This is a genomic window from Jeotgalibacillus marinus, from assembly GCF_040801915.1.
GTDB classification, from domain to species: Bacteria; Bacillota; Bacilli; order Bacillales; family Jeotgalibacillaceae; genus Jeotgalibacillus; species Jeotgalibacillus marinus.
Map to the genome: position 1 here is coordinate 14,045 of NZ_JBFMIA010000007.1, position 11,640 is coordinate 25,684.

Sequence of the window (11,640 nt, forward strand, 5' to 3'; positions counted from 1 at the left end):
TGCATAAAAACGAAAAAAAAATTCATTTTATTACATTTTTCTAAAAATGTTGTCGATGCATGCAAAACTTTGTTAGAATGATAAAAGTAAAAAATTCTGGTTCTTTTCATCTTGTTCATTTTTTCTATATTAACTATAGCGAATGGAAGGATTCGGATGCAAAATCATTTGATAGAAACGTAGAATCTATATGGACTATTCTATTGACAGTCTGTGGTGCCCTCCCAATCAATTTATGTATGAATGTAACTTCAATTCGGACAAACTTCACCTGTGTCTGTCCAAAGTTTATACATTAACTATTGGGAATAGCTTCAAGATACAGAAGAAAAAGATTCATTCAGCCTCTATATTCTCTATTTTTTTTGTTCCAAAGCCGTTTTTTTTACTATTATTTTTAGAAAATTTCATAGATTAAGAAAGGGGTTTACACTACACGATGGAATCGACACCTACGAAACGCGGATTAGTAATGCGTTCTTTAGATTCAATAGAACGTACTGGTAATAAACTTCCGCACCCAGTAACATTGTTTGCAATCTTTTCATTATTGATCATTATTTTTTCAGGTGTATTTGCTAGCCTTGATGTACAAGTAGATGATCCATTAAATGAAGGCGAAGTTCTTCAAGTAAAAAGTCTTTGGAGCTCCGAAGGAATTGCCTATATTTTTGAAAGTGCCGTAACAAACTTCACCAGCTTTGCTCCACTTGGGACGGTATTAGTTACGATGATTGGTATCGGTCTCGCAGAGAGATCCGGCCTAATCAGTGCAGCATTACGTGGACTTGTTACTTCTGTACCTAGGCAGCTAATGACTGCTGCTCTTGTTTTTGGAGGAATTATGTCCTCTATGGCTGCAGATGCAGGGTATGTAGTATTAGTGCCGCTTGGTGCCGTTATATTTGCTGGCTTAGGACGGCATCCTTTAGCAGGTCTAGCTGCGGCTTTTGCAGGGGTTTCAGCAGGGTTCAGTGCAAATTTATTATTAACCTCACTTGATCCGCTATTAGGTGGTCTAACTCAAGAAGCGGCAGCGACGGTGAATCCGGATTATGCTGCAAACATGAACTATATGATGAACTATTACTTTATGGCAATTTCTGTTTTTGTTCTTACAATTGTAGGTACATTCGTTACAGATAAAATTGTCGAGCCGCGTCTTGGGGAATATAAAGGGGCGTATAAAGGGGACGCGGGTTACCTAAAGCCAGAAGAGAAAAAAGGCTTATGGGCAGCACTATTTTCCTTCATCGCTACAATGGCGGTTATATCCTTATTGGTCGTACCATCTTGGGGACCGTTACGTGGAGATGGAACAATTCTTGAAGCGCCATTTTTCCATACACTTGTTCCTGTCATTTTAATTATGTTCTTTATTCCTGGTTTAGTATATGGAATGATTACAAAGTCCATTAAAAATGATAAAGATGTGGCAAACCAACTGTCTGATACGATGGCAACGATGGGTGCCTATATCGTTCTCGCTTTCGTAGCCGGACAATTTATTGCGTACTTTAATGAAACAAACTTAGGGATTGTAATGGCTGTTAATGGAGCTGAATTCATTGAAGGTCTTGGCTTTGATAGCGGAAATCTTTTCATGAGCATCATGCTGATATTAATATTCATTATAGTTGCAGGCGTCATTAACTTGTTTATCGGGAGTTCCTCTGCCAAATGGGCAATTATGGCCCCTGTATTTGTACCAATGATGATGGGGCTCGGATATTCTCCAGAGTTAACACAGTTAGCATACCGTATCGCTGACTCTACAACGAATATTATTTCTCCACTAATGCCATACTTTGCAATCGTTATTGCGTTTGCGCAAAAGTATGATAAAAAAGTAGGAATTGGTACACTGATGTCTTCAATGATTCCATACTCTATCTTTTTCACCATTGTGTGGGTAGTTATGTTAATTATTTGGATGTTAACAGGTCTACCACTTGGACCAAACGCACCGATTGACTATGTAGGTTAATCGGATATATATAAAGCGTTTGTTTGTTTTGAACGATCCCCCGAATGATGGGCACTTTTAAAAAGTCCCTTAATTCGGGGTTTTTTTGTTTTTTAGGAGAGACATATTTTAATCAAACAAGAAAAATCAGGCTGCCATTGCTCCAAAAAAATTGGAGGCAATGGCAGCCTAAAAGAATGTTTTATCTGTGTCTCATATTGCTAGGTAAGTTCAGTCTTCAGCCTTTTTAATGTTTTGTATCTTCATCATCACTCAACAACTTGGCGTATTTTGGATTCATGGCGGCAACCTCATGGAGACGTGATCCATAATTTTGAATCCACTGTCTGACGACGCGCTCAGTTACTTCTTGCCCTTGGTAATCGTGACCCGCCTTGGCATAGGTTGCTTCAAAATCTTCCCACAAGAGTTCGACCAGAATTTGTGCTTTTGAACGTGACAACACTGTGTTTTTTTCAAGAAGAAGCGCAACTAATTGTTCTTTACCACCGCTCATGACTGCTCTCCTCCAGATGAAACTTCAAGTATGGATATTGGTAATGCTTCAAGCTTTCTTTCACCTTTCAATCGATACCCCCATGCAAATACTCCATTTAAATAATCGATTTTAAAGTAGCTGCCCAGGTCGTTTTTAATAGCGTAAACGGCACCGGCTTCAAATTTTTTCGGGTCTAATAAATAAGACTGGGCCATAATGGCTTTGCGTTCAAGAACGGCAAATTCATTTACGATCCCTAATTGCTCTGCTTTTCGAGCTTTTTCTTTTAACGTAGCAATCTCTTGGTTTAATTCATATTCTGACATTGTACTGTATCTTTTTTCTGTTGACACAATAAGCACCTCACTCTGTTAACAGTATAGTAAAAAATCAGGTTAAAACAAACTGGATTGAATAGAATCAATTAAAAAATACTTGTTGGCTACTATGTACCATTAAGTATTTTTGATTTATGTTATTCCATCACTGAAAATGAAACACACTTCGCTCCAATGCTTACCCATTCTTGTCGTCCCTATTCTTCCTCTTCTAATTGATCGATTGCACGATCAATTTCTTCCATCCCAAAACCTTTACGAAACAGCGTTTGCTTCATACGCTGCTTGTATTCATAGCCTTCGTATTTCTTTGAGTATTTAGTGTGGGCCTTTTTTGCTTGAGAATAAATCGCTAGCCACTGCTCATCTTTATCTCGTTCAATTGTCAAGTTAGCTAATACATTGCTTACAACAGATCCTGAATACCCTTTTCTAGACAGTGTATCTTCTCCCTTCTTTTTAATTTGCATTTTGGATTGCTTAGGATTCTTTTTTATCACTTTTTCAATTACTTGCTCCGCTCTTTCTTGCCATTCTTCAACCCTAATTTGTTCAAGTATTGCTTCGGTGATTTGTGGTGCAACTCCTTTTTCCTTTAGCCCATTTCCCATGTGTCGAGGGCCTTTATCTGACGTTCGAAGCTGAGTGTTTACAAAGGCTTTTGCATAATCTTCGTCATTTACATAGCCATATTGTCTGAGCTTGTGCATGATTTCTTCTATGCATGCATCACCCATTTCATGCTCTCTTAAATGCAACACAATTTCATATTCAGAGCGCATTCGGTAGCTTAAATAGACCAGCGCTTTATTGAATCCTTTGCGAATTTCGTCTTCATATTGAATTTCACCTATATCAAAATCTGTCAGTTCTTTATTTTTACTTAACTGATTGCGTGCTAGTACTTCTTCATCCACACTAAACGCGTATGTTCCATCTAAAAAAATATTGTAACGTTCATTACTGCGTTTTTGTTGTGTTATTTTCGTAATAATTGGCACAATGCTCACCTCTATACTCACTTTAACACATTCATTAAAGGTTTTATCCTGCTCAAAGGAGAAATAGTCACAATAACGAGTAGGAGGGATGCCACATGAAGATCCTTTTAAGCGGAGGAACGGGCTTTATAGGACAAAAGATCACACAATTACTCACAAAAAATAATCATGAGGTTTATATTTTAACAAGAAATTCAGACCGTTTTGACGATAAACCATACGTTCATTATGTTGAGTGGTTAACCGAGACGGCTTTTCCAGAAAACAACCTCATGAAAATTGATGCTGTCATTAATTTAGCAGGGGAATCCATCAATAATGGACGCTGGAATGATGAACATAAAGAACGAATATATGACAGTCGCATAGAATCTACAGATGAAATTTTACGTATCATTCGTGCACTTGAATCGAAGCCATCTGTACTCATCAATGCTAGTGCAGTTGGTTATTATCCTTCGTCTGAAACTAAAATCTATACAGAACAATCGCTTGAAAAAGGAAGTGATTTTCTAGCAAGAACCGTTGTAGATTGGGAGAAACAAGCAACGCTCGCACAAGATGAAGGTGTGCGTGTAGCCTATGGACGTTTTGGCATCATTCTCGGTAAAGACGCGGGAGCACTACCAAGTATGGCGATGCCGTATAAACTGATGGCTGGTGGAACCGTCGGGAGCGGGAAACAGTGGCTGTCGTGGGTTCATCATGAAGATGTAGCCCGAGCGATCTTGTTTGCAATTGAACATGATGAACTAGAAGGTCCATTTAACGTGACAGCTCCGAACCCGATGCGCATGAAAGAGTTTGGTAAAACGCTTGGTCGGGCTTTGAACCGTCCGCATTGGATTCCAGCCCCAGCATTTGCTTTAAAGCTTGCTCTTGGTGATAAAAGTGCGCTCGTCTTAGAAGGTCAAAAAGCATTGCCTAAAGTATTAGAGGAAAAAGGATTTACGTTTAAGTATTCAACTCTCCATCAGGCCCTACAAGAAATTTATTCTTAATAAAAGGATCCGTCCAACTACCATGGACAGATCCTTTTTTGCGGGTAAACTGAGAAGGGCGGGGTTTTTACTTCCGATAATCTTAGGTTAGTTACCCGGTTGCCTTTTTTTATTAACGACGTAGTAGATAATACTTAATATTGATATCAATATAAAAGTACCAATTAAAGCTACCCCCGCCGCCTTTGTACTGTATGAATAGAAATACGCGTAAGTATTTCCAATCATAAATATAACGAATAGAATCAATTTAAAGTAAAATTTCATTATTTACACCAGACTTTCATTTTTTAAAAATTCCTTGCTGCGTTGTGCTTCTTCTATTCCTTTCTTAACTCCCTTTGCTATTGAATGCTGAAACAGATTCCAACTTTATTTAAGTATTCTTTTAATCGTCTCTAAACTCATTTTATACGGTGGAAAAGCGAGCTTCAATTCTACACTTGTACTTTTTTTTAGCATACTTTTTCTGTGCGAAAATAGATCAAAGCTATGCTTCCCATGGTAGGCATTAACTCCTGAATGTCCAACGCCACCAAAAGGCAAATTGCTGTTCGATATATGACTTATCGTATCGTTTACACAGCCACCGCCAAAAGATATTTGCTGTAGTACTTGTGATTCGTTTTTTTGATTTTCCGTAAACACATAAAGAGCCAATGGCTTCGGATGAGCGTTGATCATATTGATCACATCATCTAAATGATCATACGTTAATATAGGTAAAATCGGTCCAAAAATTTCATCCTGCATCGCTGCATTTGACCAATCAATATGATCTAGTATGGTTGGAGCAATGAATCTATCTTCTCGATTATGCTCTCCCCCGGCCACAATATGACTCTTATCTTTTTCTAAAATCTCGGTCAACCGATCAAAATGTCGCTCATTTACAATACGGCCAAACTCTTCACTCGTCTGAATTTGATCACCATAAAATGCATGAATTGCTATCTTCATTTGTTTAATCAATTCATCTTTTACTTTGTGATGTACGACTATATAATCTGGTGCAATACATGTTTGACCAGCGTTCATGAGTTTGCCCCATATAATGCGCTGCGCTGCTTTTTTGATGTCAGCTGTTTCATCCACAATGGTTGGACTTTTCCCACCTAGTTCAAGTGTATGTGGCACTAAGTTTTTAGCCGCCGCTTCCATTACGATTTTTCCAACAGGAATACTTCCAGTGAAAAACAAATAATCAAACGGTGCATGAATGAGTAACGATGTTTCTTCTTTTTCACCTTCAACGACTTTAATATAAGCGGGATCAAAATGATTTGAGATTATTTTATTGATCACTTTAGTAGTATGTGGTGTACTTTCAGATGGTTTAATAACAGCACAATTTCCGGCTGCTATGGCACCGATCAATGGCTCTATTAACAATTGAAATGGATAATTAAATGGCCCAATAATCAACACACTTCCATAAGGCTCCTTGATAATAAAACTTTTCGAAGGCATTTGATAAATCGGCGTTTTCACTTTTTCAGTTTTTGACCATCGTTTCACATTTTTAATCATGTCGCGGATGCTACTAAGTGTAAAACCGATTTCAGAAACATATGCTTCAAAAGGATTTTTCCCCAAGTCTTTTTTTAATGCATCGAGAATTTCTTGCTCATGTTCTTCGATTACTGTTTTGAGTTTCTTTAACTGTTTTAAACGAAAATCAATTTTACGTGTAATCCCACTATGGAAAAATTCTCGTTGCTTTTGAATAAGATGTTCCACATCAAGTTTCGTTTGAATAGACAATGGTCTTCCCCCTTTTGTTAAGAACATGTTCAACAATAAATTCTTCTCCTATTTTACACGTGCTTTGTAGAACTTTTTTAACTTTTATAGGCTTATCATGCTTACTATTATAGTAGATGAATTGTCAATCCAAGTACAACTCTTCGCACTAAATTCTTGTGTCAACTATATTCAATATCATCAATACAATAGCAACTAATGAAGAAGAACCTTCATTTACTGATTAAGGAGACAAATTAATTGAATTGAAAGGAAAAACGAATGTTATGTGTTTATGTGACATGACAAACAATCGTAGCCACAAATACGGTCCCACTGAAGTCCTAAGGATAGTGGATATCGAATAGCATCTATTCAAGATGATGAAGTATTGGTAAAAGTGCATTGCGCCTCAGACAATCCATATGATTTTAGAATCAGATCAAAAAGCAATAAAGGAGGAGAAGACTTATGAAAGCAATTATATGTACAAAATACGGATCACCGGATGTTCTTCAGCTCAAAGAGGTAGAAAAACCTACTCCTAAGGACAATGAAGTACTGGTAAAAGTATATGAGACAGTAGTATCGCCATCGGACTGCGCCTTTCGAAAGGGTGACCCATTTATTGCAAGATTTTACTCTGGTCTCATAAGACCCAAAAATACTATACTAGGGTTTGAGCTAGCCGGAGAAATTGAAGAAGTAGGAAAAGATGTAAAATCATTTAAGAAAGGTGACCAAGTTTTTGCATCTACCACGTTTGGTACTTATGCCGAATACATATGTCTGCCTGAAGAAGGCGCGCTGGCAATAAAACCGACCAATATGACCTATGGGGAAGCCGCCTCCGTCTGTGATGGGGCATTAACGGCATTGCCTTTCCTTAGAGATACGGCAAATATTCAGAGCGGACAAAAAGTCCTTATCAATGGCGCTTCTGGATCGGTAGGTACTTTTGCGGTACAGCTTGCCAAGTACTTTGGGACAGAAGTTACCGGGGTATGCAGTACCACGAATTTAGAATTGGTGAAATCATTGGGAGCTGATAAGGTAATTGATTACACTAAAGAGGATTTTACCAAAACCGACCAGACCTATGATATTATTTTTGACGCAGTAGGTAAGAGTTCATTTTCAAGTTGTAAAAGCTCGCTAAATCAAAGAGGGGTCTATCTTTCTACTGTACCCACTCTGGCAATTATTCCTCAAATGATTTGGACTTCAAAGATCGGTAGCAAAAAAGCATTGTTTGCGACCACAGGTTTGAGGCCAACAAGCGAAAAGACTAAAGATCTACTCTTCTTCAAAGAGCTTATTGAAGCAGGAAAGATAAAATCGGTCATTGATAGACGCTATCCGTTGGAACAAATTGCTGAGGCTCACAAGTATGTCGAAAAAGGACACAAAAAGGGAAATGTAGTAATAACATTGGAACATAATAATAAAACCTAACAAGATATCAGCACAGAACAAAGTAAATAAAGGGTACGGACAACCAGTTGAAACCCTTACACTAGCCAATATAAAATCAAACTTTGACCGGCCTGGTTAGGATCCGAAAGCATCCCGTTGGCTGAGACCCACAACAAACGAAGATAGTATGAAAAACCCTGATTTCTTCTACGTAAGGAAGAAATCAGGGTTTTTTAAATTACAATCCATCAAAAAGTAAACATCGTTTGTTTTTCGCCGTTGCAAATAGAAGCTTGAGCTCATCATCGGTTGCACGGTTGAAATTATTTTAGTTTGCTACGATTTTAAGACAAGTTTCGTTACACTTTCAACATGACTTGTTTGTGGGAACATGTCGATAGGTTGAATATAATCAATGGTGTAGTGAGATGACAGTTGCATTAGATCTTTTGCAAGGGTGGATGGATTACATGACGCATAGATAAATGTTTTGGGTTTGACTGACAATATCGTTTTCAAAAGAGATGGATCGCAGCCTGTTCGTGGCGGATCTACAACCACAACATCCGGCTTAAACCCTTCATTTTTCCACTTCATCATCCACTCTTCAGCTGTTCCAACTTCATAGTTGAAATTTTTCAATCCGTGATTTTGTGCATTCATTCGTGCGTCTTGAATCGATTCTTTAATCACATCCATTCCTCGGATCTCACTCGCTCCTTGTGACAACCAAAGACCGATTGTTCCTGACCCACAGTAAGCATCGACAATTTTTTCTTTTCCCGTTAAATCAGCCGCTCGTTTAATCTCATCATAGAGCTTTTCAGTTTGAACAGGGTTCAACTGAAAAAATGCTCTAGCAGAAAGGTGATAAGTGTATTGTTCCATCTTATCTTCAATCGTTTTTTTGCCCGAAAGAAGCACGGTTTTGTTTCCGAAAATGACTGAAGTAGACGCTGGATTTACGTTTTGCATAATGGATTTGACTTCAGGCATTTTGTTCTCGAGCGCACGAATGAGTTTATCCTTTTGAGGTAAATCATCTGTAGCAGTAACAATCACAATTTGAACTTCTCCTGTGTTCACTCCTACACGTGAAACAACTGTTCGAACGCATCCTTTTTTCTTTCGTTCGTTGTATACGGGAATACCAAGCTTGTCCAATTGTTTTCGTACAACTTGAGTGGCTTTATTTGTTTCTTTTCGTTGGACGATACATTCTTTAATATCAACAAGGTCATGAGAATTTGCTCCATAAAGCCCTACGATGACTTTTTCTTTTCTTTTGCCAACCTGAAATTGGCTCTTATTACGGTAAAACCATGGATCTTCCATACCAATTGTTCGGCGAATATCTAATTCATTTAAGTTAAATTTTGCATGTCGTTCTAGCGCTTGAATTAAAATATCTTTTTTATGATTAAGCTGCTGGCTATATTCTAAATGCTGTAGTTGACAACCACCACATGAATCATATACGTAACAAGGTGCAGTCACACGATGTGGTGAAGGTTTACGAATCGTTTTTAGTTTTGCTTCAGCAAATTTCGGGTGAACCTTTGTCACTTCAACGACGACTTCTTCATCAGGCAATGCCCCCTGTACAAAGACAACTTGTCGTTTAAAATAACCTACACCCTCACCGTTGATACCAAGACGTTTTATTGTTAAAGGAAACTCTTGCTTTTCTTGAATTTTATTTGAATGTTCTGTCATTCTCTCACTTCCCTGTTTCAATGCTCCTCCATAAATAAAGCGACGCGTAGCTCAAGTATGGCTTCCATGACTCAATCCACTGCTCCATCTCTTGCATGGTGGGCTTTCGTTCCATTTTAAATTGTTTTTTTAATGCGTTTTGAATGCCGATATCAGCAAACGGAAAAACATTCAATCGACCAAGTCCAAATAATAGCACATTTTGCGCGGTCCATGGGCCTACTCCGCGGATTTGAAGCAGTTCAGTAATAATCTCTTCATCACTCATGGATGGAAATTTCTCGATATGTAATTCACCACGCGTAATTTTCTCACCAATCCCAATAACATACTCAGCTTTCCGCTGACTAAATTGCATTTCTCTTAGCTCTTCCACTTTAATCGCTGCTACTCTTTCTGCTGAAGGATAAAACCATACATCGTCTATCTTTTCACCATACGTGGTAACAAAGCGCTGCGTCAGAACACTGGCAAATTTCATATTCAACTGTTGATGAATAATGCTTTTAATTAGTCCGCTGTATATGGAGGAATCGAGGACAAGTGGGGTTCCTCTATGTTCTTCAAAGATGCTTGAAAGATTGGTTTGTGAAAAATGTTCCCCCACGTGTGTTAATGACTTGCCCCATTGAAAACGATCACTGACAAATATTACTGCCTCTTCTTTATCATTATCTGTCCTACCACTCACAAGAAACGTAGGATCTTCTGTTGTTCCAATGGCTTGAATGATTAATGCTTGTCGTTTCAGCCCATCATAAGGGAGTCTCACTGTTAAGTTTTCGCGATCCACGTTGATAAGTGGATCGATAGACATTCGCTCTAACACGCGGTCAAATGCATACGGTCCTTGAATCGTAATTCGTTCCTGCCACATTTTATTCCCACTTTCTTTTACATAAATTATAACATGGGGTTTTACGTGGAGTAGAATAATTGGAGTGTATATGAACGCTTAAGGACGGGCAGAAAACAATGGAAGATGTCCCCTGCTCCCATTAAGATTTTAACGCTGACCAAACATGGAGATTAACTGCTAAAGGCAGTCATTTTCTAGAAAAAACCGCAAGAAAACTCTTCACAGAGTCATCTTACGGTCCCTTTTTACGCTTGATTTTCAAATAAATGATCTAAGTCCTTGAACTCATATCCATCTTTTTTAAGATCTTGAATTACTCGTTGAAGGGCGTCTGCATTGTCTTTTGAGACGGTATGAAGAAGAACCACTGCACCAGGATGAATTTGTTTCATAATTTCATCGTATGCATAATCGGCTCCCCTTGGCTTATCGGCATGCCAATCGACAAATGCAACTGACCAAAACACATGCTTATATCCCGCTTCCTTTGCTACCTTTAATGTTTCCTCGTTAAACACACCTTCAGGCGGGCGAGTATACAGCATTTCCTTTTGACCGGTTAGTTCCTCTGTTTTGTCTTTTACCTTGCTCCATTCCTCTAACATTTGATCTTTCGTCAGTGTGGAGAAGTTCGGATGTCCCCACGAATGATTGCCGATTTTGTGACCATCTTTTACCATTCTTTCAACTAATGGACCAGCACTCGTTAAATAATGACCAGTTAAAAAAAAGGTAGCTGGTACTTTCTCTTCTTTTAACACATCCAAAATCTTTTCCGTATGACCGTTTTCGTACCCATTATCAAACGTCATATAAATGACTTTTTTGTCTGACTTCCCCTTATATGCTGAATCATATTTCTTTAAAAGCTCATCTAATTCAGGACCAGCATTTGGTTGTTCACCATTCACCGATCGTTTAAAACCCCAACTCTGACTTTCTCCAAAGACGGATAGTGGAGCAACTAAAAAAAGCAAGCAAACCATAAGAATAGATACTATTTTTCGACGCATTCTTTCATTCCTCCCTTATCATTAATGTGTTCAAAAATAAGAAGAACATACAACGAAAAAAAGCACTCAGATTTAGTTTGAGTGCTTT

General features: G+C 38.2%; 10 protein-coding genes. 3 read left to right on the top strand and 7 right to left on the bottom strand.

Annotated elements, in window-relative coordinates:
- Positions 1–439 precede the first annotated feature (439 nt).
- Positions 440–1,987: an AbgT family transporter gene (locus AB1471_RS09555; RefSeq protein WP_367779535.1), complete on the top strand. Its 1,548-nt coding sequence runs from the start codon at positions 440–442 to the stop codon at positions 1,985–1,987.
- Between the two features lie 226 nt (positions 1,988–2,213).
- Here AB1471_RS09555 and AB1471_RS09560 read toward each other — a convergent pair whose 3' ends face one another.
- The 3 genes from AB1471_RS09560 to recX form a co-directional block, all read right to left on the bottom strand.
- On the bottom strand, positions 2,214–2,483 hold the full coding sequence (locus AB1471_RS09560; protein ID WP_367779536.1) for a YfhJ family protein: 270 nt from the start codon (positions 2,481–2,483) through the stop codon (positions 2,214–2,216).
- A complete protein-coding gene (locus AB1471_RS09565; RefSeq protein WP_367779537.1) occupies positions 2,480–2,818 on the bottom strand; it encodes a YfhH family protein in 339 nt (112 codons plus the stop codon). Before AB1471_RS09565 ends, AB1471_RS09560 begins: the two co-directional genes overlap by 4 nt.
- 182 nt (positions 2,819–3,000) lie before the next feature.
- Complete coding sequence (recX, locus tag AB1471_RS09570; protein ID WP_367779538.1) at positions 3,001–3,813, bottom strand: recombination regulator RecX; 813 nt, start codon at positions 3,811–3,813, stop codon at positions 3,001–3,003.
- Positions 3,814–3,899: 86 nt separating this feature from the next.
- Between recX and AB1471_RS09575 the strand changes: the two genes are divergently transcribed.
- A complete protein-coding gene (locus AB1471_RS09575) occupies positions 3,900–4,805 on the top strand; it encodes a TIGR01777 family oxidoreductase (RefSeq protein WP_367779540.1) in 906 nt (301 codons plus the stop codon).
- Between the two features lie 372 nt (positions 4,806–5,177).
- Here the strand turns inward: AB1471_RS09575 and AB1471_RS09580 are convergent, their stop codons facing one another.
- Complete coding sequence (locus AB1471_RS09580; protein ID WP_367779541.1) at positions 5,178–6,569, bottom strand: aldehyde dehydrogenase; 1,392 nt, start codon at positions 6,567–6,569, stop codon at positions 5,178–5,180.
- Between the two features lie 450 nt (positions 6,570–7,019).
- On the opposite strand from AB1471_RS09580, the gene AB1471_RS09585 reads away from it, so the two are divergent.
- On the top strand, positions 7,020–8,003 hold the full coding sequence (locus AB1471_RS09585) for an NAD(P)-dependent alcohol dehydrogenase (RefSeq protein WP_367779542.1): 984 nt from the start codon (positions 7,020–7,022) through the stop codon (positions 8,001–8,003).
- A gap of 297 nt (positions 8,004–8,300) precedes the next feature.
- On the opposite strand, the gene rlmD is transcribed toward AB1471_RS09585, so the two are convergent.
- The 3 genes from rlmD to pdaA form a co-directional block, all read right to left on the bottom strand.
- Positions 8,301–9,680, bottom strand: a complete 1,380-nt coding sequence (gene rlmD, locus AB1471_RS09590) for a 23S rRNA (uracil(1939)-C(5))-methyltransferase RlmD (protein ID WP_367779544.1) — start codon at positions 9,678–9,680, stop codon at positions 8,301–8,303.
- Between the two features lie 4 nt (positions 9,681–9,684).
- Entirely contained in the window at positions 9,685–10,557 is an 873-nt protein-coding gene (locus tag AB1471_RS09595) for a DNA-3-methyladenine glycosylase family protein (protein ID WP_367779545.1), read from the bottom strand.
- A 227-nt stretch (positions 10,558–10,784) separates the two neighbouring features.
- Positions 10,785–11,552: a delta-lactam-biosynthetic de-N-acetylase gene (gene pdaA, locus AB1471_RS09600; RefSeq protein WP_437342354.1), complete on the bottom strand. Its 768-nt coding sequence runs from the start codon at positions 11,550–11,552 to the stop codon at positions 10,785–10,787.
- Positions 11,553–11,640 lie beyond the last annotated feature (88 nt).

What these genes read in the sequence shown, in the direction of transcription:
- AB1471_RS09555 (WP_367779535.1), top strand. Translation starts at nt 440, where the DNA reads ATGGAATCGACACCTACGAAACGCGGATTAGTAATGCGTTCTTTAGAT.
- AB1471_RS09560 (WP_367779536.1), bottom strand. Translation starts at nt 2,483, where the DNA reads ATGAGCGGTGGTAAAGAACAATTAGTTGCGCTTCTTCTTGAAAAAAAC.
- AB1471_RS09575 (WP_367779540.1), top strand. Translation starts at nt 3,900, where the DNA reads ATGAAGATCCTTTTAAGCGGAGGAACGGGCTTTATAGGACAAAAGATC.
- AB1471_RS09585 (WP_367779542.1), top strand. Translation starts at nt 7,020, where the DNA reads ATGAAAGCAATTATATGTACAAAATACGGATCACCGGATGTTCTTCAG.
- rlmD (WP_367779544.1), bottom strand. Translation starts at nt 9,680, where the DNA reads ATGACAGAACATTCAAATAAAATTCAAGAAAAGCAAGAGTTTCCTTTA.
- AB1471_RS09595 (WP_367779545.1), bottom strand. Translation starts at nt 10,557, where the DNA reads ATGTGGCAGGAACGAATTACGATTCAAGGACCGTATGCATTTGACCGC.
- pdaA (WP_437342354.1), bottom strand. Translation starts at nt 11,552, where the DNA reads ATGCGTCGAAAAATAGTATCTATTCTTATGGTTTGCTTGCTTTTTTTA.